Here is a 22376-nt window from a genome sequence, read left to right as displayed (position 1 = left end):
TATGAAACAACTAATTATCCTCATTTTTATTTTCATTTTCACCATTAGTATAAAGGCTCAACAAAACCTAACACCATTTAAAGATGCCCTTTTGATAAATGAATCTATATCAAATGGAACAAATGATTTTGTTGAAATACTTCAAAAATATAACCCTCATACCCCTGTCAATACAATAATAAGTGGAAATCCTTTCCTAAAAAAACTATCCTTTGATTTAATTGCTAAAGTAAATAGTGCCAGTGCTGCAGATAATATTATAATCGAAGCTCAAAATTCGCAATCGGAGTATTCATTTATACCTGAAGGTGATGCGGTCAAGGCATTAGGAATTTTCATCGCGAATAGATTTAAGCAGGAACTCAATATTGCTTTTCTTAATAAGTTCAAAGAAAAACTTACTAGTCAGGCGGAACTAAAACTATTGTTTCCTATGACGTATCAGTTCTTATTGGATAATGAACCATATAACTATACTGACTTTTTAGAATCGCTAAGAGCCTCATTAAAGGAAGACTTAAACGCTATACCCAGCAATTTGGGCGACCTCTTAAATTCAAAAAAGGCATCACTAGTTAGAGCTGGAGGTTCATTGACATCTGACCAATTCATTGGTTTAATTCTTGGTTTAGAGGCTATTGAATCCTATATTAATAAAAATAGTAGCGCAGAAGTCATATTAAATGTTACTGGTCATTCAGAAATCACAAATATTACATCAACAACGCTGAAATCGAGTCTTGAGTTTGTGAATATTGTAACTTCTGAACTTTCAGATGATGTTACAAGAGATTGGTATCCAAGAGATGAGATGGATGATGTTTTTGGAGAATCAGATGCTCGATTAATATTTATTGGTTTATTCTATGAAAAACATAAGACATTCTATCAAGCGATAGTTCCATTGAATTTACAACTTAATCTACCTATTTATTTAGACAAGTTTTATAGAGCTATCAAAGTTATTGAGGACTATAAAAAAGATTTAAATAAAAATAAGACTTTTGGACTCAAACCAAATGAATTGGATCTCATCAATTATTTTGAACTTACAATTAAATCTCTAGAAACGGTTTCAGATCTTTCTGAAATAGGAATAACAAGAAACCCTATTTTTCTCAATAAGACCATACCGGCAGCACAAGATGCCCTAAATATCTTAAAGAACATTAAACAAAAAGAGTATGCTACGTCCTTTGTCCATACACTTGCGTTCATTTCTAACTATGGTCTTTCAGGTGATTTTAAATCTGATTTTGTGAAGTATGGTAACTTTGCTGTTAACATTGTTACTGCAGAAGATTCAGAGGGAATGGTAAAAGCGTTAGAAGCTGCTGCATTACCAGTAGGAAGCTACAAGATTAAACGAAATACAATTGCGAATATTTCTTTAAATGCTTATGCAGGTGTTTTTGCCGGAGGAGAATTTCTAGATGGTCGAGGTAATACAGATTTACCAGACAATGTTGAAAGCAGTTCCGTTATTACAGGGTTTAGTGCTCCAATAGGGATAGCATTCAACATAGGAACTGCAAAGGACTATAGTAGTACTAATAATGATCATAAAAAACTAAAAAAATATAAGAAAGGAGCCAAAGACAGAGTATTAACAGGGGCTTCATGGTCTGTTTTTGTTTCAGTTCTTGATGTGGGAGCAGTTACGGCATTTAGGTTAACTAATGATGACACAGAAGCTTTACCGGCTTTAAAATTTGAAAACTTTCTTGCTCCTGGAGTCCATATAATTCACGGATTTAAAAATAGTCCTCTTAGTTTATCACTTGGATATCAGTATGGTCCGCAAATAAGGAAGATTAAAGACTTTGAAAACCAAGACCAGATTAATGGATCAAGTATTAGATTAGGATTATTAGTTGATATACCAATAATTAATTTTTATACTAAATCGGAAAAATGATTTGCTGAATACCTAATAATTATATTAAGTATTAAATAAGTTTATCAAAAAAACTAAAATAAATGAAACGAACTAGTATTAAGTTTTTTGTCATAAGCATTGTAAATATTATAATGATATTTTCTGCAAATTCGCAAAAAAGATAGAAGTTAATATTTGTCATATTGAAGAGTATTCTGGATATGAATTTTTTTTTTACGTCAGATTTTTATTTAGTACATGGCTGGGTTAAACTTCCTATTTCATGAGGAATCGGAGGGCAGCTTGGACCACAACTTCGTAAAGTTAACAATATGAATAATACCTTAGATTCTGATCCATCTTTTTCATTCAGAGCCTTTATAGTTGTAGATATTCCGCTATTAAACTTTTACACAAAATCAAGATAAATTATTTGATAAACATAATATTATGAGACTAACAACCAATTTTAGCAAAATGGAATTCGACAGTCGTGATGGCGCTGTCATGCCAGATAGCATTATAAAAAACATCAAAGAACTTGCCAAAAACCTCCAAGTTGTAAGGGATTATTTAGGAGAGCCTATACATATTAATAGTGGTTATCGCTGTATCTCATAATACAGCTATAGGAGGGGAATTAAACTCTCAACATTTATCAAGGAAGGCGGCAGATTTCTCGGTTCGTAATTATACAGCCAAAGACATTTCGCTAATTTTTGAAAAGATGATTAATAACGGAGATATAAAGCAGGGAGGGGTTGGTCTATACAATGGTTTTGTGCACTATGATATTCGTGGAACATAAGCCAGATGGAACTTCTCATCTCGGTACAAGGATTTTTGGAAATAACATTTCGCTTAATTAAGAATAGATACAATATTAAAACTTTTTAAACAGTCATATAATGGAAAGAATATTAAAAATTATTGAGTCATTAGATTTTGAGAATCGGAATAATGAAAGTTTCACTTTTGAGCAAATTGCTAATGCTTTCAAGCAAGGGCGCGTTGAATTACCATTGCTCAGGAAAATTGGTGGTGGAGGAAATTGTGCCTCAATTGCACTAATAAAAGCTGCTATAGGTAGTTTTGGCTTCTCAGGAATTTTTAGATCGATAAATGTCGACACCCAGAAAAATAGATTTCTTATCAACCTGATTGACGAAGAAGAAAAGATATATAAACTTTCTTTTATAAACTTCAAACTCGCTAAAAGTAAATCCGCTTTTGAGTTAAACAATGAAGATGATACATCAAAAAACATCCTTGAGTTTTCAAATTTTTGTTATGCAGTTATGGCTGAAATAAAAAGAAGAACATATAGAAGAAGGCGAAGATATAAAAGAGCGATAACAGATCTAAATAAAGGAGAGTCTACAAGATATATTTATGAGCTTCTAGGCTTAGAAAAAGAAAAAATTGAAGATGTATCTATTGAAAACTTAGGATCACTTAATCACTTAGTTGTATGGAACCCCCCTCATGCGGTTTATTCCAGTGAAGGCTTTTATGATGAGTTTTTTAGTGGTCATAATGATATAGAGCCTCTAGGTAAATTAAAGGACATACATGGAGGAGGTACAACAAAGGATGACCCTAAAGGCGCATATAAACTAAAGGAATAATGAAATAGACATCAATACTCGATGCTTATATTTTTTAAATAAAATATGTTAGAAAGTTTTATTATTTACATATGCACTGAGTTGTGGTTTGGTTTTAATCAAAATATTGGCAAGTATTTCTTATAATTTAAATGTGTTATGAAATCGAAAACATTACGTATCTGCCTCGCTATGGGAGGTGGAGTGTCTTTAGGATCATTTTCTGGTTCTGCACTAACAGAAGCCTTAAAACTGCTTATTCTATTTGGGAAGGATGAAAAAGGAAATCCCTATAAAAATGTTGTTATAGATGGTATGAGCGGTGCCAGTGCTGGAGCTATAGCGCTAACCATTATGCTTAGATGCCTTATAGACTATAAATCTATGTTATTTAAATGGATGCATAGAAATGAAACAGAAAAAGACGAAGAAAAAGCTATTGCATTTAGGGAAATGAGATTAGAATCTGAAATATACAATACCTATTTTTCAAGTGAGCATGAATCTCCTAAATTACCTCCTTCCCAAATAGAACCACTTAAAGCTCTGCAGTTGGCACAAAATATACAGAGGATTTTATGGGTTGATAGTGTAGATGTTGAAAAACTATATGGAGATAAGAATAAATCTGGCTACACCCATAACATTGATGACTCTTTTGGTTTATTGGAGCGAAAACATATGGAAAACCTTATAGCAGAATATCTCATGGATGGTACACCAAATATAGATAATTTAGAGGTTTTAGATAAAGAGCGCGTCCTTTTTGCATGCTCTTTGACAAATATTCTCCCAATGCCTATAAACTCTAACCGAGATGAATTAAACCAATTGCAAAAAAATGTTTTAAACTCAACGGGTGTATTTAACCACGCAGAAGTAAGAGTCATTGACTTTGTTTTTGATGAAAAGGCCTGTGATAAAAAACCAACTGATAACAGGTGGTTAAAATTCGGCTCGAAAAGTAATAAAGAAAAACCCACGCATTTTAGTATTACAGCGGATGATGCTTGGGCAACCATATCTGCATCTGCTTTAGCTTGTGGCGCATTTCCTATTGCGTTTCCTCCAGTTATATTAAAGCGTTTTCAGGAGGAATATAATCTAGGTTATGCCTCTGAAAAGACAAAAAAAAGTTGGTTGGTATCTAATGTAAAAAGAACTATCTATAAAAATAAGAAAGGGGAAGATGTTATTACTGAATGGCCAGTAACATTTCTGGATATTCAAAAACACATTGAAAGTATTGAAGAAGTAGATAGAAATAGCTTTTTTAACAATGATAAGGGTACAAAAATAGACTATGAAAGCTTTAACTTTCCTTATGTAGATGGAGGCACATTTAATAATGAACCTATTAAAGAAGCTTATAGAATTGCTAGTTTTCAAGATTATAAACGTAATGGTTTAAAAACAACAGAACGCTTAGTACTTTTTGTAGATCCCATCGTAAGAAAGGAACAATTCCCAAACTTCAATGTATCTTCTTTTAGTTCAATCACTGGAACTAAAAATACCAAAAACAGTACGGAATTTAATAAATTGATAGGAAGCGTTGGGTCACTAGTTGGTCTACTAAAAGATCAAGGTCGTATAAAGGAAGGAGATAAAATAAGAGACACAAAGGAGAACTTAGCGCTTAAGGAAGAAATCTTCACCTATTTAAGCGAAAATGAAGACATTAAATTAACAACGAATATCTGTTTAAAGGCCTTTAATAAAATTAGAACAAAGCTTAATGAAGATATCATATCAATTGGTACAAGGAAACCATTATTATATTTTATTCAAGAATTAAGGATGAATTGCTACGGGGAATGGAAAGGTGAGGATTTTGATTTATTAGAAGCCAAAGAAAAAGAAATAGAAGAAAGCATTATAAATCTATCAGATGAAATTACTCTTGAGGATATTTATACATTATTTAAAATTATCGGTAAACCAAAGTCTCAAAATATCTTCGCTTCTACAATATTTAGAGTCATAGCAGACGTTTCATTAAACACTGCTGGTAAAAATCCAAATGCAATTAATGCAGCTATTTTACCTATCGATAGTAATAATAGAATTATAGATTTGCCAGGTACTGATATTGAAGCCTTTGCAGGCTTCGCGTCTAAAGAATCAAAAGAATATGCCTTCGAGTATGGACGTTATGCAACTTTAAAAGCTTTGAGTGCAAAATATGGTTTTAGAACCAAAAAAGGAGGTGCTTATCTAAAAAACAACAAACAAGGAGATCTAGAGAAAATAGAAGAATTATTCAAAGAAAACATAAGAGCAACCAATTTCTTTAGCCCTGATGTTAAATATAGTAAGGACTTAAAAAACTATTTATTTGCTCCGAGTATTTCACGCATTAAAATGCTGCTTCCCAAATATGTTAAAATATTTTGGAATTCTCCTCTATCGATGCTTTCCCCTTTAATAGGAATAGTTGGAGTGGCTATTGGTGCATACAAAAATATTAAAGGTAAAAGATTAAGCCTTAAAAGCTTAATAACTAGCTACACAGATGAGATGGCTGAATCCGTTAAGTATGCTTCAAATGAGGCTATTGTAGTAAGTATAATAGGAGATAGATTTAAAAAGCCTTGGTATCGATATTTATCTAATAAAGAAAAAATAAAAATCACAGCTTTTCTTAAAGATGGTAAAAAAGTGAAGCTTGAGGCTACCCTTAAAAAGCTTAAAGATAAGGAGGGAAATAAAATAAGATTTCATTTGTATGTTATTGAAGATTCAAAAAATATACGCGTTAATAAAGATGGTACGATGTTATCTATTAACGGAGATGCCTTTCCACGATTAAAGCTTTTTACAGAGCGTAGAATTCCATTACCGGGAACTAATGATATTAAAAAAGCTAAATTAGACCCTAATCTAGACTCAGAATGGAATATCGCTTTTAAAAGTAAACACCCTGCAGAGATAAAAGAGATTAAAATAGAGGGATTAAAAACAAGAATTCCTTTAGATCCCGACTATATTAATAATACTAGTAGAACATTATATCATTCTTTAAAAAATTTGAATATTCATGTTAGCCCTATGTTAGAATTTGATGTATCTAAAGAAAATGGCAATTGGTATTTCAAAGAAAACACTAAACCATTTCATGAAGAGCTTTTAAATAGAAAAGAAAAGAGTTAATTAAGTTATTATTTCGTTTTTTTTTATGAATTATTAGTTTAACTATAGAAATTCCCTCACTCCGGAACCTATTTGGATTTTATTGGTGATATCAAGGATTTACTTTTTTAGGATAGGCTAGGGTAACTAAAAGGGTAATTCCCCTCGAGAATCTATTTGATTTTACCATTAAACGATGGTTACTAGTTTTTAATTCCCTACTTGTTAACTCATAGGGTAACTTCTATATTGTATCTTATTTCTATCCCAAACTAATTCAAATTATCAGAAAGTAAAATCAGAAGTAATTAACTATACACGTTTTAAGTTGGCAAACGTAATATAATCGATGTTTTCAATTCCAGATTATTAAAATAATTCGCATAATGTTAAATATGATTTACAAAAAGTGCTATATTTGTAAAACATATTTTGCATTATGACAAAAAAAAGGATAATAATATTACCAAAGACTAGAAGAATTCTTGATAATATGGGAGAAAATATTAAGCTAGCTCGCTTGAGAAGAAAATTCAGTTCTCAACAAGTGGCTGAGCGTGCGAATATTAGTAGACCAACTTTGTCTGCAATTGAAAAGGGTAAACCTACAGTAAGTATTGGTTCATATTTACTTGTATTGCAAGTGTTGGGATTAGAGAAAGATTTTCTACTTCTTGCTAAAGATGATGAATTAGGAAGAAAATTACAAGATGCTAATATTATTACAAGTGCGAGAGTACCAAAACGAATAGATAAGAATGGCTAAACAGAACAATAAAAGGTCTATTAGTGTATATGCAGATTGGTTAAGCATGGAAAAACCTTTACTTATGGGAATTTTGCATTCTGATAGATTAAAAGGTAAAGAGATATTTTCTTTTGAGTATGATGGAGATTGGTTGCAAAATGGTCCAGCACAGTTATTAGACCCTAGTTTGCAATTATATTCCGGACTACATTATCTCAATGAAGAACAAGATAATTTTGGAATATTTCTAGATTCATCGCCAGATCGTTGGGGTCGAATTTTAATGCGTAGGAGAGAAGCTGCACTTGCCAGAACTAATGAAAGAGAAGAGCATAAATTATTTGAAACAGATTATCTACTTGGGGTTTATGATGGACATAGAATGGGAGCATTAAGATTTAAATTGGATGAAGAAGGTCCATTTTTAAACGATAATAAAAATATGGCCAGTCCTCCATGGACCTCTCTTAGAGAACTAGAACAAATAAGTTTAAGATTGGAAGATGATGATGTTACAGAAGATCCTCAATATTTAAAATGGTTAAGTATGTTAATTGCTCCAGGAGCTTCATTGGGTGGAGCAAGACCTAAAGCAAGTATAATAGATAATGATGGTAGTTTGTGGATAGCAAAATTTCCCAGTCTAAATGACCAAGGAGATATTGGAGGATGGGAAATTGTAACTTATGAATTAGCTATAATGGCAGGGGTTAACATGGCAGAATCTAAAGCACAAAAGCTCTCATCCGATTATTACACTTTTCTCACTAAAAGATTTGATCGAAGCAACGATGGACAACGAGTACATTTTGCTTCCGCTATGACAATGCTCGGGTATACAGATGGCCAGGATCATACAGATGGTGCCAGTTATTTAGAACTCGTTGAATTTATTCAGAGTAATGGTGCCAATGTGGTCCAGGACCTAGAACAGCTTTGGAGAAGAATTATATTTAGTATTTGTGTAACCAATACAGATGATCATCTTAGAAATCATGGGTTTTTATTAACAAATGATGGTTGGATATTATCACCTGCTTATGATATTAATCCAATTGAAACGGGGACCGGATTAAAATTGAATATTTCAGATGAAGATAATTCCTTAGATTTAAATTTAGCATTGGAGGTATCTGAATTTTTTCGTTTAACTGAAAAAAGAGCAACTGAAATAATAGAAGAAGTTTTAAATGCTGTTGGGAATTGGAAAGAAATAGCAATTAAGTATGGAATGTCTCGAGTTGAACAAGAATTGAAATCATTGGCATTTAAGACAGAAAGATATTAAATCAGAAGATATCTATATCTAATTTTTGGTCAATATTATGTACAACGGTTGTGTTCTCCTGTGACCCTAATGTCGATTACGAACCTTTAATTGATGGATTAACTCTACCTGATGAAAAAGATAGACATGTACTTGCTGCTGCAATTAAAACAAATGCAAATGTCATTGTAACTAATAATTTGAAAGATTTTCCAAACGACTATTTGGCATCTTTCGGTTTGGCAGCAAAATCCGCTGATGATTTTATTGCAGATATAATTGATTTAAATCACGATAAAGCGATAGAAGCTTTTAAGAAATTGGTCTTAAATAGAAGAAATCCAGATTTAGATGAGTTTGAAGTTTTAGATAATTTGAGAAAAAATGGATTAACTGATTCTGCCAATTACTTACATTCGTTCATTTAGGTAATTAATGCCACCGTTTCTTGTATGTTGCGTGTGGTGATTTTTATTCACGATAGAGTTTTTTAAATTGTTCAAATGCTTTTTGCCTTTTTTTGCCGCAATTTGTTCCTCTTTTTTATTTTTCATTTTCATATTTCGAAAGGATATTATTTAAGTTTTCGAAAAAACCTAAAAAAGGAACTACTTCATATTTTCCTCTTATATAGTTGTCTTCAAATGACTCACTTTTTTTAACTTCATCAGATTTAAAATGGATCAAGACCAATTGTTGTGTTTAAGCAAAAATTCTAGTTAATCTGAATAAAAAGAATTCTACATTTTTGACGCCTCTAAACTGAGCTCTAAAGGCTTTAAAAATCTGCAAGAGAGTATAGTTTAGCTTCTCCATATTTATTTCAGATTGAGAGTCATTGGTCAACAAACCAATTTAATTCATGTGGTAGCTATTTAACTACCTCAAATTAAATACACCTTCAAGCACCTATAAAGATTACTGGTTTCGTGTTAGTTTATAATCCCGAAGGTCACGGTCACGATTGAATCATAGAGAAATTTTTTAAATGCATATCTAGCATATGTATTTTTTGATTGTCTTCAGTTCTGTCAATTCTTTTGGTGATAAAAGATAGTTTTCCAGATTGTGATCTAATCAAACTAGAGGGCACAGTTTATATTCCAAATGATTCGGCAATACGTATGGTTTTATGTATTCGTTTTGCGGTATTTCTGAATAATCGGGTGATGGAGGTTATAAAGATATAATTACTTCTTAATGAATTTGTTCCGACTATTTTAAATATAGTAAATATAGAGGTTTCTCTAAATTTTTACAGACCTAATTTATATGTTTTTAATCTGCCCAAAAAAATACTGAATACTGCTCGTTTTCCATTGATTTGAGCAGTATTTCATACTTTATTTAGCAGATTAGTTTATTATGATTCTAAAATACTGCTCAAATTTCATAAAAATGATGCTCAAAATAGTGAGTAATGAGCAGTAATTTCATTAATAATGAGCAGAATTTTTATATATTCGTACTTATTAAGAGTTGTTAAGTAAATAATTCAAAATATGTTGAATAAAAAACAAGAAGCGATAATTGATTTTGTACTAGCTAATCAACCAGTAAAAAGAGATGCTATCCATAAAGGTGTAAAAGTAAAAATGGGTGATAGTACTATTAGGAGACTCTTGTTAAAAATGACTCCTGAATTAATAAAAACAAATGGGCAAGGAAAAGCTCGAACATATTCCATTTCTGATGCTTATGAATTGTTTGTTCCAGTCGATCTTGAAGAATACTACAATTTGCTTCCAGAAGAGCGTAATGCAAAGAAGTCTTTTAATCTTGACTTAATTTCCAAAGTGTTGAGTAAAGCAGAGCTATTCACAAAAGAAGAAATGGAACATTTATTCACATTGCATGATAAGTACACTAAAAATATTGCCCCTTTAACTAATAGCGAATATAAAAAGGAATTAGAAATTTTGGCAATCGATTTGTCTTGGAAATCAGGTGAAATAGAGGGTAATACCTACACTTTACTTGAAACAGAAGTACTTTTAAAATATCGGGAACTTGCTGAAGGCAAGAAGCGAGAAGATGCAACAATGCTACTTAATCATAAGGATGCTTTGGATTTCATTATAGCTGAACCAGATTATTTAAAACCGCTGACAATTAGTAGAATTGAAGATATACATTCTCTTCTAATAAAAAATTTAGGTGTCGAACGAAACATCCGAAAACGTGGTGTTGGAGTGGGGGGTACGGATTACAAACCTTTAAGTGTGCACCAACAAATCGTAGACGTTATGCAGCAAATGTGTGATCTAGTGAATACTAGAGATAACGTATTTGAAAAAGCACTGTTGTTGTTAATCTTAATATCATATATTCAGGCATTTAATGATGGTAATAAGCGTACAGCACGTATTATAAGCAATGCCATTCTCATGGAATATGGTTATTGTCCATTATCATACAGAAGTGTGAAAGCTTCTGATTATAAAAAGGCTATGCTTCTCTTTTATGAACAAAATAATCTTACTGAATTTAAAAAGATATTTATTAATCAATATGAATATGCTGTAAACAAATACTTTAATTTAGAACCAGAAATGCCCTAGTAAATCTGGTTTGGTTGCATTTTAGATATAAATAACTCTTTTGTTCTTATTTTTAAGCTAAAGGTTAAAGCCCCGCAATTTCATTGCAGTTACTTTAATCTTTGTGGATTTTTTCATCAATCACGTAATCTTTTACTCAATGCTGAATCTCATCTTTATTTATGGGTTCTTGCTTTCATAGGTATAATAATATTAAATTAAAAAGAATTTTATTCTTTCTTAAACTATGGATTTCAAATCTATCGTGGTTTATTTAATGATGACTCTTTAGTTTCAGAAGTTCTTATAAAGAATATATATTCTTTTTTTTGCACAATAAACTAAATATCTTTTTTCAATTCAAGGCCAAGAAATAAAAAGTACTCTGGGCGGATTTGAATTAACCCCAATAATTAACCTCCCTAAATAATGAAAAATCACATTTTAACTTTTATTTTCCATTACAAAATAGAAAAGAAATTAAGCGCTAAAACAATCAAAGCCTATGAAACAGATTTAAGACAGTTTGAAAACTTTATAGATATCAAGAATACTAAAGATATCAGAAAAGAGGAACTAAAGTCCTATTTTTTATATTTATCTAAATTCGCAAGGAATGCTCGAATCATTCCAACAGGCATGTAAGTCTGTAATCTTTGATAAGGCCTTGTTTTGTTCGATTTGTGAATAAGGTATACTTTTTGGATTTAGATAGCTAGTCAGTATTACGGTTCCAGATTCACCACCCCATCGTGTTTCAAATTCAGGATTCTTTTCTTTGACGTTATCCATATTTGTTAAATATAGACAAGTCTGTTATTTTTGAGTAAACAATAAAATAAGTAAAATGAATGTAAGCTTAACAAAAAAACAAGAAGATTATATCTCAGATGAAATTGAATCTGGAGATTTTCAAAATGCTAGTGAGTTGGTTTGTGACGCATTGAGATTGCATCAAATATATCGCCATAGAGTTATTAAGGATTTAAGAGCAGAAATTGAAAAAGGCTGGGAAGGAACAGAAAGTACAAAGACAATGGATGAAATAATTGAGTCTAAGAAGAAGCAAATTAAAGGATAAATATATTTTATCAAGAAAAACCCAAGAGGATATTGATGAGCTGTTTGATTATGGAATTCATCATTTTGGAAATGATAAAACACTAGACTATTTATTAGGATTAAGAACCTACTTTAAATCAATTCAAGAGAATCCAGAAATAGGAAAAAAACGAAATGAAATTAAAAAAGATTTATTAAGTTTTCCATATAATTCACATATCATTTTTTATCGTGTGTTTTTTTAAATCATATCAGAATTGTAAGAGTGTTACACGGAAGAAAATAGGTTAGTAAAAAGAGAATCATTGATGAATTTGGGGTTTAAAGAGTTTGAGTAAGTCTAAAGGTTCTATATCAATAATTACAAAAAAAGGTGAAAGAGGTTCTTATATATTTTGATGATTTTGATTTGTCAGTAGTATTGTTGAGATTTTATTATCTGTTAAAATCTGTAACAACCTATCATTGACAAAATAACTATTCTTGTCAACTTTAATTTTAGTTAAAAAAGCATGCTCTCCTTCAGCTAGAGCATTTAAGTATGTGCTTGCCGTGTTTCTATGTACTTTTAACTCTCTTTCTATAAAGTCAATTTTGGTATATGGATGCTTGAACAGAATATTTATAAGCTCATGGCTATAGAATTTATAGTTGTCTCGTATTCTGTGTTTATATTCATCCATCAAATCTTTAATCTTATTAACGGCGCCAATGGTTTCTTTGGCTGTAATTTCAACACCTTTTAACATCCACATTATCCATTCTTCCCATTTATGTTCTGTGCGGACTTCTTGTAATAACCTGTAATAGTCAACTTTGTTTTTTGTGATAAAGCTACTTAAATATAGTATAGGGATGTCCAATAACTCCTGATGAATCAAGTAGAACATATTAAGTATTCTACCTGTTCTTCCATTGCCATCATAAAACGGATGTATGCTCTCAAACTAATAATGGATAATTGGCATTTTATAAGTGGGTCTATATCATGAAAATTAGGCTCATTGATATATTCCTCCAAATTACTTAACAGTTCCATAATTTGATTGTGGTTCTGTGGTGGTGTATAAACTACTTTCTGTGTAGTTGGATTTTTAAGTACAGTGCCAGGAACTTTTCGTATGGGATGATTTGTAGATACTAGTTGTTGTACTTTCTTTATATCATTAAGTGTTAAAATACCTTTCACATTTATAATCGAATATCCTAATTTTAATGCGCTTGCATAATTTTGTGCTTTTTTAGCTGCTTGTGGTATATTTTTAGTGTCAATATCAGCTTGATATAATTCATCATCCGTAGTTACTATGTTTTTTACTTCATTGCTATCCTTTGCCTCTTGTAATGATATGGTATCTATTAGAATTTGAGAGTCTGGAATTTTTTTGATCTCACCTTTAAGCTCACCCAAAGCCCTACTGGTATTGTTTTAGGTTTTTAATATTTTTAGGTTCTCTACCTCATATTTAGGAGGTAACATATCCATTTCAAATTCATCCATTGAACTATATCTTTTGTATACACAAAATATTATTTTATTGTGCGTATTAGTTTTTCATGCACAATAAAACGGGTTTTCTTGTATGTATTCAATTTTATTCAATTCTTCTTGTGTTAAAAATGTCGCGTCTTTTTTCTGTAATTAGTATTTTCTTGTGACTAAAAACTAAATAATTATTTTACTATTATAGTAGCTGTAATGTATTATTCTATTAAACGTCTAATACATATAAATGTTATTAATAATAGTAATGGAACAATTGGAACAACTATTGCTTATATACATAATGTTAATAGACATTTAATTAAATACTATTTCATATATTTGTATTGTATATACTCAATACATTGAAGTATTAAAAGGAATTATATATAAAGAAGTTTTGAAAGCAAGAGTAGACATATCAAAAGTATTCCCTAACCATATATTTTGGGATATGGATAGTAGTAAATTATCTATTAAAAGAGATAAGAATATTATTATTCCAAGAGCTTTATATGCTACGAATGAAGATTCTTTTCCTAAAGATATTAAAGTGTTAGAAGAGTATTATTCTAAAAGAGATATTGTACAAATTCTAAAACATACCAAAGAGAATATTAGTAATCAAGTATGTATATTAGTAAGTAAACGATATAATATAAAACCTTTCTACCGTTACGTAGTATAAATAATGCAAGCGGTTTCCAAATTACTTTTACAAACAATTAAAGAATTGCAAGAATTGCCAAGTCTGTCTGATTTTGCATTAGCAGGTGGTACAAATTTAGCATTACGCTTTAATCACAGAATATCTGAAGATATTGATTTATTTTCTACCAACATTATTGGTGTTAAAGGATTTGAACAAATTGAAACAGAAACCAAAGCATTTTATGGTGATAAATTAATGAATATTGTATATCCTATAAAAGAGAATGACCAATTTGTAGATATACGCTTTTATATAGCTAAAAAGAATGTTACAATAAAGGTAGATATTATTCAGAATATGAAAGCACTCTATGATTTTGAAATAATTAAAGGAGTCCGTTGTTATGATGTAAAAGATATAGGGCTTTTTAAATTAGTGAGTTGCGCAAGTCGTCCTGCTAAAAAGGACATTTATGATTTAGAATATATCACAGAATCAGAAAACTTATTTGATTTATATAATATGTTGAAATCTAAAAATGAAAAGTTTAACAAGGCTACAGATAGAAATATATTTGATTTAGATGAGGATCCAGACCCAATTGATAACCCTCATCTACTTCTACTTTTTGACAAAAGAATGGTTGCAAAACAAAAAATGCGTCATTCTCACGATAATATTTTAAATATTGAAGGGAGTAAATCTTGGCATATGGCAAGTATTAAATGGCGTATGAAAGTAAGACGTTTGTATCAGTATTTAGGAATAGAATATCCAAAATTATAATTCCCACAAGCAAAACCCAATTTTAATAGTAATTATTTTTCTTTCTATAAAATATTTTCAAAATGTAATACTCTTTTTTCTGCTTAACTTCTCCAAAAAAGACATATGTTCAAGTAAAACTTCTATGTACATTGATAAGTAATTAATAACAATAAAAACTATTTGATTTTAGTTTATAAAGCAAAGTTTAAATTACTCTTTTTCTTATTTTTTTTCTTCTAAAAACTTTCTCTACGATGTTAATGAAACACTGGAAAGCTTTTTGATGAAATAGAAAATAAGGGTAAACTTGAAAAGCTAAAAACAACTACTTTTTATGACTTTGATATTGACTAAACTATGGAGCGAATAGGTCTGATGAATCTTATGATGTATGGAATTACACATCTGAATATTGAAGATTGTGATACGCTTTCTTTAGGCTATGAAAAATTAGTTATGGATAAACTTAACTTGAAACTTAATGTTGAAAGGGAAAAATCAATTCAAAATAAAAAACTTCAAGGACAATTTAAATACATTTTATTGGTAAAATTAATAGTGAAACTGTCTCTATTAATTTAAATAGAGTTTATCCTCCTAAAACAAATAAATTAAAGGAAAGAACTAAACGGACAATACAATCAGAACTATTGTTTTTAGCAAAAATGATGTGGCTGTTGATTTTAATACTAAAAGCGAAAAAATCACATCTTGGAATGAAATATTTGATATTAAAAATAGATATTTTGGACAAATTGCAAACAATAGAGAAAATTGGTTAAATGATGTTAAGCAGGTTTTTCGCAATGAAAAGATTAAGACAACCAATTACGTCGAAGCATTTGATATGGTAATAGAATTAGACCCAAATAAAGAGTTAGGGTTTTTAAAAACTCCATTTCTAAGTAAAATGAAATCTTTTATTTCTTTAATAGAAGCATATGAAGAAGTTTCTGGTGGCTATATAATAAAATAGCTTAAATCAGTTTTATAAACGATCTCATAGAATTTTGGTAAAACAATAGGTGAGTGGAGTGTACATATATAGAGATTTATACTAATTAGATTTTTGTGACGCACACATATTAGATATTTGTGTTGTATAAATATTAGAATTTTGTGTATTAAAACCAAATAAAAACTTCTTAAATTATTATAACTAAAAAGAAATGGAAACAAATGTTGTAGCGTAGAGTGTTTGAAATAAAATTTTATATTATGAGGGTTCTCTTAATTATAGTTTATATGGATATCTGATAAAATTTGTATCTTTATCATAGATTGAAAGTCATTGGTGAACAAACTAAATCAATTGGTATGGTAGTTATATAGCCACCTCAAATTAATGACATCTTCAAACACCTATAAAGGTTACTGGTTACGGACGGGGTTCGAATCCCTTCGCGGTGGTCACGAATAAATAAAAAGTCATGCGTCAAATCAAGTCAGTTTGAATTTGTTAATATGCATTTTTTGTTTTCAAATCGGAGTTTTAAGGGGAAAAGGAGCGTAGCGAGTTAATCCTTTCTCGGTCACAAAAAACTATTTAAAAGCTTTTTAATTTTCTTGTGGGCACGGAAAACATTTCCGCACTAGCGGGATAGACATTGATCAGTAGGTAGTTAACAGTTATACAAATTCAAACAAATTTTAACAATTAAGCCCACCCACTTTTATTTTTTTATTGTGTTAACTACAACAGTATTAATTTCTTAAATCTCTCATTTTTTATTGAAGTAAAAAATAATACCCATCCAAATTTAGTCTTTTGTTCCTTCGTACTGCTGTAAAAAAAAGATAAAACTTAGGGCTTCCGACAGATAGGGTTTTTTGAATCATAAAAAAAGAAGATGAATTCATAACCTAAAAATAGTCTAAATGGGCAATTCTAATTAAAATAAGTCTGCTTTTAAAAAAGAATAGCCTTGCTGTAAGAATGAAACCTATTGATGACTTAGAAAGATCTGAGAGCTTCGATGAAACAACGAAAAGATACACTCATATATAATACCAATTATCACTCAAAATGAGTTATAAATAGTTTGAATTATAATTGGTGTAAGAACCACACATAAAGCAGGTTAAAAAGCATTAAAAATAAAGGTATAAGAGATATAAATAAAGAACGACGCGACACGGCGCTAAGAGTCGAGCGTAAAGAAAAAGTACAAGAGCCCTTTTTAATGAGAATGCCAGATTACAGGCTGACAAATCATACAAACTCCATTAAACCAAGACTAAAACTAAAAGGATTAGATTGAAAACTAATCAGTAATCTCTCAACTAAGATAAAAACTTCTTAAAACGAAAAGCAAGCAGTTCACCTCTCTTGATAAATAATAAACTGCATCTCCCTATAGTATTAATTAATTTAAAAAAGCAACTAAAAAAATGACTTGTAAATTTAAAGGCATTAAATTAAGAAAAGCCTCCTCCTCCTTAAAACACCTGATGAACACTTTTATAGTCTTGTTTTGTACAACACTGTTTAGTTTGACGCCAAAGTATGTAGGTTCTCAACATGCAAAAACCATAATCAATGAAGATAAAGCGAATCATTCCAAAGCCCAACAACAAATAGTTACTGGAACCATTACAGACCAATCTGGCTTCCCGATACCAGGAGCAACAGTCTTAATAAAAGGCACCACCACAGGCACAGGCACCAATTTAGATGGGCAGTACAGCCTCACAGTGCCAGATCCAGCCAATATACTGGTCTTTTCAAGTTTGGGTTTTGAAACACAAGAAATAACGGTAGGCAACCACCTGTCTGCTGGTCAGGCAGGAACCACCATTAATGTGTCCCTTAAAGAAGGTGTTAGTAGCCTGAATGAAGTAACCATCAATGCAGGTTATTATAATACCTTCCAAAGAGAAACAACAGGAAGTATTTACAAAATGAATGCAAAGACCATAGAAAAACAACCCGTATCCAACCCTCTGGCTGCCATGCAAGGTTATATTCCAGGTGTAAATATTACTCAGTATTCGGGCGTTTCTGGGAGCGGTTTTAATATTGAGATTCGAGGTAAGAATTTTATACGTAAAGATTTTAACCCAGGGAGTACGCATCCTTTGTTTATAGTAGATGGAGTACCCTATGCTTCCCAGTCATTAGGGGATATAAAGATCTCAGGCCAAATCGTCCCAGGCGGGGAGATAAGCCCTTTAAATTTAATAAACCCTGCCAGTATTGAAAGCATAGAGGTGCTCAAGGATGCCGATGCCACGGCGATCTATGGATCCCGAGGGGCTAATGGTGTGGTACTCATCACGACCAAAAAAGGGAAGACAGGAAAAGTAAGGATGGAGGTGCATGTAAGTACGAGTCTGGCGGCTGTACCGCATTCCAGTTTTGCAGATTTATTGAATACCGAGCAATATTTAGAAATGCGATTAGAAGCGATTGCCAATGGAGGGTATACGCTTGAAACCTTGCCTGCTATTCTTAAAAGAGGGGCTAATGATTTATATACTTGGAACCAGGAACGTTATACCGATTGGCAAGACGTGCTTATTGGTGATACCGCCTATCGGAAGAGGGCGCAATTGTCTTTTTCAGGAGGTAACGAACAGACTCAGTTTTTAATTAGTGGTGGCTATCAAAACGAAACTACAGTGTATATTGGGGATTCCAACTACAGGAAGGTTTCGGTACATAATAATATCAACCACCAATCGGTCAATAAACGCTTCCAAATAAATGGCACAATGCAGTATGCGTCAGACGACAATCAACTTCCTGGTTTTAGTAGCCGATTTACTGATTTAGCCCATAGGTTGCCACCCAACGCCCCTGCATTGTACGATGAAAAGGGTGATTTAAATTGGGAAAACAATACCTTTGGTAACCCATTGGGGCAGTTGGAAGCCAAGTATCGATCACAGACCAGTAACCTTATCATGAATTGGGATGTTTCATATGCCCTCATGCCAGCCTTGGTGTTTAAAGCCAATCTGGGCTATACAGGTTACAGTATGGATCTGTACAAAACAAACCCAGCGTCACAGTATGCCCCTAGTCCTTCACGCTCGAGTAAAACGTCGAGCGTTCTCACCAATACTGTATCAAGTCAATCTTGGATTGTTGAGCCACAGATTAACTGGCAAAAGGACTGGGAGAAGGTCAGTATTAACATCTTGTTGGGAACAACATTTCAGAAACAAAAATCAAATCAGATCAGTCATCACGGTTTAGGTTTCCCTAGTTACAGCCAAATCTTAGATCTGTCGGCCGCAGATCAAACCTCTGTGTTGTTAGATGAAGACTCGGTATATAATTATCAAGCGGTCTTTGGCAGGATTAATATTAATTGGGACGATACTTATATTCTAAACCTAACGGGACGTCGGGATGGTTCCTCTCGCTTCGGACCAGGCAAGCAATTTGGTAATTTTGGAGCGGTAGGTGTTGCATGGTTGTTTTTAAAGGAAAGCCTATTTAAGGTTTTAAGTTTTGGAAAGCTTCGGGGCAGTTATGGGATTACAGGTAGCGATACTATAGAAGATTACGGATTTTATAATTCCTATGAGACGTCGGGTGGGAGCTATAATGGTTCCACCCTGGAACTTGCAAGTCTATTCAACCCTGATTTTTTTTGGGAAGCAAACCAGAAGTTTGAAGCCGCTTTAGAGTTAGGTTTTTTTAAGGATCGTGTGTTGCTCACAACAGCATGGTACAGAAACCAGTCTTCTAACCAACTGGTAGAGGTTCCTTTACCTGGAACCACAGGTTTTAGTTTTATCAATGATAATTTTGATGCTACTGTAGAAAACACGGGTCTTGAAATAGACTTCCAGTCTGTAAATATTCAAAACAATCATTTTAAATGGACGACCACCTTTAATATATCGGTACCCAAAAATAAGCTGGTAAAATTTGATGGCTTAGAAAACTCTACGTATAAGGATAAACTTGCTTTAGGTAAGCCTATAAACATTGTAAAGCTATTCCATACTATTGGAGTAAATCCAGATACAGGGCTGTATCAATTTGAAGACTATAATAAGGATGATGAGATTTCATCCCCAGATCGTCAATGGATCGAGGATACCGCACCAAAATTTTATGGGGCTCTAAATAATACGATAAGTTATAAGAACTGGAGCTTGGAGGTGTTTTTCCAGTTTAAGAAGCAAAGGTCTGTCAATACACTTTCAGACCGATTAGGGGCTCCTGGGGCAGGACCCGATAATCAACCAGTATCTGTGTTAAATCGCTGGCAGCATGTTGGAGATGATACTCTAATAAGGCGTTATACTATAGGAAATCTAGATTCAGAGATTAATAATAACTATAATCTATACAATAAAAGTAATGCGATTTATACGGATGCCTCCTTTATACGGCTTAGAAATGTCTCTTTAATCTATACCATTCCTAAGGCTAACATCCCTGGTATGGATATTAGGATCTGCCTACAAGGTCAAAACCTTTTAACGTTTACTAAATATGGAAGCGGAGACCCAGAACAGACAAATAATTCGTATCTCCCCTTATTGCGACAATTTACTTTGGGCATGCAGCTAGGTTTTTAAATTAGAGATGTTTTTGTCATTCCCTCGAAGGAGGGAATCTTAACCTATAAAAAAACAAAATAAAACAAAATAAAATGAAGCACACAAATTTAAAACAATATCGATGGGTTTCCAAAAAAGGATTAAGAGTATGCAATCAGTTATACCTACCCATTTTAATACTTTTGTTAACCGCCTGTACCGATTTTGTGGACGTAGAGCTTCCCAAAAACAAATTATCGGTAGAAGATGTCTTTACTAATCCAGAAACAGCTGAAGCCGCTTTAAAAAATAGCTATGTCAAAATGCGGGATGATCAAGGGCTGGCATCTCATCATCTGGGTATTGTGATGGGATTATATACCGATGAATTGGAATCATATGATTCTAATGCGTCAAATTATCAGTATCAAAACCATACGCTATTAGCAAGCGACTTAACCGTATTGAACTTGTGGAACAGCACTTATAATCAAATTTATGCAGCCAATGCTATTATAGAAGGTGTTGGGAATTCGGTGTCCCTGACTTCAGAGGAAGCGGGTCAGTTTACGGGGGAGGCACTGTTTATTAGAGCTTATCTGCATCTATTGCTCGTGGAACTTTTTGGGAACATTCCCTATATCACGATTACAGATTATAGAAAAAACACAACGGTGTCCCGTATGTCCAGAGTTTTGGTGTACGATCAAATTATAAAAGATTTAAGCTTGGCACTAGACTTATTGCCCGATACAGATATTAGCGGAGAGAAGGTGCGTCCTTATGCTGCGGTGGTCGAGGCCGTTCTAGCTCGGGCATATTTATATACCGAGCAATGGACCTTGGCTGAAGCTTTTTCTGATAGAATTATCACTAAATTTGGAGCCCTGGAATCCGATTTGAATAAGGTCTTTCTAAAGGATGCGTCTGGGACTATATGGCAATTTAAGCCAGATTCCGATGGCGAAAATACTAGTGAGGGCGCATTTTTTATATTCACCGCAGAGCCTCTTAATAATCCAGTGTTGAGTCCTGTTTTAGTCAATGCCTTTGAACCTGATGATCTGCGCCAATTGCATTGGATAAAAGCAGCCCATGGCACAGCTACCTGGTATCATGCCTTTAAATATAAAGAAGCATCCCTAACAGAAACAACTTCAGTTGAATATTCTATACAGTTTCGTTTGGCAGAACAATATTTAATACGAGCGGAAGCCAGGGCACAATTAGGAGATCTCCTTGGTGCTCAAAAAGATATAAATGCCATTAGAAATCGGGCAGGTTTGAATGATACCACAGCTAGCACTTTGAAAGACCTGTTGGATGCCATCTTGCACGAGCGATGGGTAGAACTGTTCACAGAACAAGGACACCGTTGGTTCGATTTAAAACGGATGGGAAAAACTGCTGATGTATTGGCACCCATTAAATCTGGTTGGAAAGCCACCGACATTTTATTGCCCATTCCCGAAACGGAGCTATTGCTTAATCCAAATTTGGAGCCACAAAATGAGGGTTATTAATAATATGCCGTTATTACTATTATTGATGTGTTTTCGTAATTGCTTGTCTTTTAGGTTGTAATTATATGTAGTGCGCTTCGATAAGCAAATTCGTTTTCTGTAGCTCATTTTAATTCATAATTTATGACTCTAACCCGTCATTTATTCGCTTGAGAATTTTTTTTTGGTCTCGAATTGACAAAATAGTTATTAATTGTCGGTCAAACTAAAAAG

At 32.5% G+C, this 22376-nt stretch carries 19 protein-coding genes and 1 pseudogene; 17 read left to right on the top strand and 3 right to left on the bottom strand.

Translation table 11 applies throughout. From position 1 onward, the window contains the following. The first annotated feature begins 1 nt into the window (after window position 1). The 9 genes and pseudogenes from Q4Q40_RS22155 (at window position 2) to Q4Q40_RS24150 (ending at window position 11818) form a co-directional block, all read left to right on the top strand. Window positions 2-1918 carry a hypothetical protein gene (locus Q4Q40_RS22155; RefSeq protein WP_303304243.1) on the top strand — a complete coding sequence of 639 codons (1917 nt, stop codon included), beginning with the start codon at window positions 2-4 and terminating at the stop codon, window positions 1916-1918. A 411-nt stretch (window positions 1919-2329) separates the two neighbouring features. Next, window positions 2330-2687: pseudogene (locus tag Q4Q40_RS22150) on the top strand (D-Ala-D-Ala carboxypeptidase family metallohydrolase). Window positions 2688-2787: 100 nt separating this feature from the next. Then, window positions 2788-3507, top strand: a complete 720-nt coding sequence (locus Q4Q40_RS22145) for a hypothetical protein (RefSeq protein ID WP_303304242.1) — start codon at window positions 2788-2790, stop codon at window positions 3505-3507. Between the two features lie 138 nt (window positions 3508-3645). Next, a complete protein-coding gene (locus Q4Q40_RS22140) occupies window positions 3646-6639 on the top strand; it encodes a patatin-like phospholipase family protein (RefSeq protein ID WP_303304241.1) in 2994 nt (997 codons plus the stop codon). A gap of 418 nt (window positions 6640-7057) precedes the next feature. Continuing rightward, the gene (locus tag Q4Q40_RS22135; protein WP_303304240.1) at window positions 7058-7384 is read left to right on the top strand and encodes a helix-turn-helix domain-containing protein; all 327 of its coding nucleotides are present in this window, start codon (window positions 7058-7060) and stop codon (window positions 7382-7384) included. Next, on the top strand, window positions 7377-8654 hold the full coding sequence (locus Q4Q40_RS22130; protein WP_303304239.1) for a type II toxin-antitoxin system HipA family toxin: 1278 nt from the start codon (window positions 7377-7379) through the stop codon (window positions 8652-8654). Before Q4Q40_RS22135 ends, Q4Q40_RS22130 begins: the two co-directional genes overlap by 8 nt. Before the next feature lie 50 nt (window positions 8655-8704). After that, on the top strand, window positions 8705-9061 hold the full coding sequence (locus Q4Q40_RS22125) for a VapC50 family PIN domain-containing toxin (protein WP_303304238.1): 357 nt from the start codon (window positions 8705-8707) through the stop codon (window positions 9059-9061). Window positions 9062-10135: 1074 nt separating this feature from the next. Beyond that, window positions 10136-11194, top strand: coding sequence for a Fic family protein (locus Q4Q40_RS22120; RefSeq protein ID WP_303304237.1), 1059 nt, complete (start codon window positions 10136-10138; stop codon window positions 11192-11194). Between the two features lie 408 nt (window positions 11195-11602). Beyond that, window positions 11603-11818 carry a site-specific integrase gene (locus Q4Q40_RS24150; RefSeq protein WP_367892794.1) on the top strand — a complete coding sequence of 72 codons (216 nt, stop codon included), beginning with the start codon at window positions 11603-11605 and terminating at the stop codon, window positions 11816-11818. Here Q4Q40_RS24150 and Q4Q40_RS22115 read toward each other — a convergent pair. Then, the gene (locus tag Q4Q40_RS22115) at window positions 11771-11965 is read right to left on the bottom strand and encodes a hypothetical protein (RefSeq protein ID WP_303304236.1); all 195 of its coding nucleotides are present in this window, start codon (window positions 11963-11965) and stop codon (window positions 11771-11773) included. The genes Q4Q40_RS24150 and Q4Q40_RS22115 overlap by 48 nt on opposite strands. 55 nt (window positions 11966-12020) lie before the next feature. Here Q4Q40_RS22115 and Q4Q40_RS22110 point away from each other — a divergent pair, with 55 nt between their 5' ends. Together Q4Q40_RS22110 and Q4Q40_RS22105 are read left to right on the top strand one after the other, a co-directional pair. Further along, entirely contained in the window at window positions 12021-12254 is a 234-nt protein-coding gene (locus tag Q4Q40_RS22110) for a type II toxin-antitoxin system ParD family antitoxin (protein WP_303304235.1), read from the top strand. Next, on the top strand, window positions 12223-12480 hold the full coding sequence (locus tag Q4Q40_RS22105) for a type II toxin-antitoxin system RelE/ParE family toxin (RefSeq protein ID WP_303304234.1): 258 nt from the start codon (window positions 12223-12225) through the stop codon (window positions 12478-12480). Before Q4Q40_RS22110 ends, Q4Q40_RS22105 begins: the two co-directional genes overlap by 32 nt. 141 nt (window positions 12481-12621) lie before the next feature. Here Q4Q40_RS22105 and Q4Q40_RS22100 read toward each other — a convergent pair whose 3' ends face one another. Then, window positions 12622-13173 carry a Fic family protein gene (locus Q4Q40_RS22100; RefSeq protein ID WP_303304265.1) on the bottom strand — a complete coding sequence of 184 codons (552 nt, stop codon included), beginning with the start codon at window positions 13171-13173 and terminating at the stop codon, window positions 12622-12624. Continuing rightward, window positions 13113-13646, bottom strand: a complete 534-nt coding sequence (locus Q4Q40_RS22095; RefSeq protein ID WP_303304233.1) for a Fic family protein — start codon at window positions 13644-13646, stop codon at window positions 13113-13115. Before Q4Q40_RS22095 ends, Q4Q40_RS22100 begins: the two co-directional genes overlap by 61 nt. Window positions 13647-14118: 472 nt before the next feature. Between Q4Q40_RS22095 and Q4Q40_RS22090 the strand changes: the two genes are divergently transcribed. The 6 genes from Q4Q40_RS22090 to Q4Q40_RS22065 all read left to right on the top strand — a co-directional run bounded on the left by Q4Q40_RS22090 (window position 14119) and on the right by Q4Q40_RS22065 (window position 22163). Then, complete coding sequence (locus tag Q4Q40_RS22090; protein ID WP_303304232.1) at window positions 14119-14406, top strand: DUF6922 domain-containing protein; 288 nt, start codon at window positions 14119-14121, stop codon at window positions 14404-14406. Between the two features lie 3 nt (window positions 14407-14409). Further along, a complete protein-coding gene (locus tag Q4Q40_RS22085) occupies window positions 14410-15156 on the top strand; it encodes a nucleotidyl transferase AbiEii/AbiGii toxin family protein (RefSeq protein WP_303304231.1) in 747 nt (248 codons plus the stop codon). 339 nt (window positions 15157-15495) lie between these two features. Then, entirely contained in the window at window positions 15496-15720 is a 225-nt protein-coding gene (locus Q4Q40_RS22080) for a hypothetical protein (protein ID WP_303304230.1), read from the top strand. An 88-nt stretch (window positions 15721-15808) separates the two neighbouring features. After that, window positions 15809-16114, top strand: coding sequence for a hypothetical protein (locus Q4Q40_RS22075; protein WP_303304229.1), 306 nt, complete (start codon window positions 15809-15811; stop codon window positions 16112-16114). A gap of 1475 nt (window positions 16115-17589) precedes the next feature. Then, the gene (locus tag Q4Q40_RS22070; protein WP_303304228.1) at window positions 17590-20679 is read left to right on the top strand and encodes a SusC/RagA family TonB-linked outer membrane protein; all 3090 of its coding nucleotides are present in this window, start codon (window positions 17590-17592) and stop codon (window positions 20677-20679) included. 74 nt (window positions 20680-20753) lie between these two features. Continuing rightward, window positions 20754-22163 carry a RagB/SusD family nutrient uptake outer membrane protein gene (locus Q4Q40_RS22065; protein ID WP_303304227.1) on the top strand — a complete coding sequence of 470 codons (1410 nt, stop codon included), beginning with the start codon at window positions 20754-20756 and terminating at the stop codon, window positions 22161-22163. The last annotated feature ends 213 nt before the right edge of the window (window positions 22164-22376 follow it).

Origin of the sequence: Flavivirga jejuensis, from assembly GCF_030540765.1 — a bacterium.
GTDB lineage: Bacteria > Bacteroidota > Bacteroidia > Flavobacteriales > Flavobacteriaceae > Flavivirga > Flavivirga jejuensis.
This window is presented reverse-complemented; position numbering and strand designations above follow the sequence as displayed.

Excerpts from the sequence above, each read along its gene's own strand:
- Q4Q40_RS22155 (WP_303304243.1), top strand. The coding sequence starts at position 2 with ATGAAACAACTAATTATCCTCATTTTTATTTTCATTTTCACCATTAGT.
- Q4Q40_RS22145 (WP_303304242.1), top strand. The coding sequence starts at position 2,788 with ATGGAAAGAATATTAAAAATTATTGAGTCATTAGATTTTGAGAATCGG.
- Q4Q40_RS22140 (WP_303304241.1), top strand. The coding sequence starts at position 3,646 with ATGAAATCGAAAACATTACGTATCTGCCTCGCTATGGGAGGTGGAGTG.
- Q4Q40_RS22135 (WP_303304240.1), top strand. The coding sequence starts at position 7,058 with ATGACAAAAAAAAGGATAATAATATTACCAAAGACTAGAAGAATTCTT.
- Q4Q40_RS22130 (WP_303304239.1), top strand. The coding sequence starts at position 7,377 with ATGGCTAAACAGAACAATAAAAGGTCTATTAGTGTATATGCAGATTGG.
- Q4Q40_RS22120 (WP_303304237.1), top strand. The coding sequence starts at position 10,136 with ATGTTGAATAAAAAACAAGAAGCGATAATTGATTTTGTACTAGCTAAT.
- Q4Q40_RS24150 (WP_367892794.1), top strand. The coding sequence starts at position 11,603 with ATGAAAAATCACATTTTAACTTTTATTTTCCATTACAAAATAGAAAAG.
- Q4Q40_RS22115 (WP_303304236.1), bottom strand. The coding sequence starts at position 11,965 with ATGGATAACGTCAAAGAAAAGAATCCTGAATTTGAAACACGATGGGGT.
- Q4Q40_RS22110 (WP_303304235.1), top strand. The coding sequence starts at position 12,021 with ATGAATGTAAGCTTAACAAAAAAACAAGAAGATTATATCTCAGATGAA.
- Q4Q40_RS22085 (WP_303304231.1), top strand. The coding sequence starts at position 14,410 with ATGCAAGCGGTTTCCAAATTACTTTTACAAACAATTAAAGAATTGCAA.
- Q4Q40_RS22080 (WP_303304230.1), top strand. The coding sequence starts at position 15,496 with ATGGAGCGAATAGGTCTGATGAATCTTATGATGTATGGAATTACACAT.
- Q4Q40_RS22070 (WP_303304228.1), top strand. The coding sequence starts at position 17,590 with ATGAACACTTTTATAGTCTTGTTTTGTACAACACTGTTTAGTTTGACG.
- Q4Q40_RS22065 (WP_303304227.1), top strand. The coding sequence starts at position 20,754 with ATGAAGCACACAAATTTAAAACAATATCGATGGGTTTCCAAAAAAGGA.